Source organism: Vibrio sp. 2132-1 (assembly GCF_033344315.1).
The window spans coordinates 1-538 of record NZ_JAWPON010000766.1 but is presented as its reverse complement, the minus strand read 5'-3'; the positions used below and the strand labels follow the sequence as shown (position 1 = coordinate 538).

Here is a 538-nt window from a genome sequence, read left to right as displayed (position 1 = left end):
TTTTCATTACGTCTACCACTTCGCGAGTAAAGGCTTTTTGCATACCGAGGTCATTTTCGTAGGTAAAGCTCACCATGTCTTTGCCATCTTTTTGGAACAGTTTGATGTCCTTAGCATTGATAGAACTGACATCCGCACCGGTGTCCAGTTTGACAGGGAAAGACATGCCTTCCACTTCGGCCACTTCGATGTGGCCAGCTCGGAACAAAGGTTTAGCATCGAGCAAGTGGTCTGCGCGCGTATTCAGTAGCACGCCACCTTTAGCCATGTTGTGGCCGAAAACGAAAAACGGCAGCTCTTCATCTTTATCTAGCACGTCGATAGCAAACTCCATCGACTTTTCCTTGTTACCGAACAAGAAGTCACCTTCCACCACAGGACGCACCATGTCGCCGACTTTGAGTTTCTTCAGCACGGGTTTGGTGATTTTTTCTTCTTTGCCTTTTTCGTTGCTCAAATAGAACGTCGCGACTTCGTCTTTGCCCTTTTCACTCAGTTCAAATCCATTCACGCGTAATAATGGCGTTTTCACGGTAAA

The 538-nt window shown here is 46.7% G+C and carries 1 protein-coding gene; it reads right to left on the bottom strand.

Features of this window, described 5'->3' with window-relative positions; translation table 11 throughout:
• The coding region (locus R8N47_RS27865; RefSeq protein ID WP_318186443.1) for a RimK/LysX family protein at nt 1–538 on the bottom strand (538 nt) is incomplete at both ends.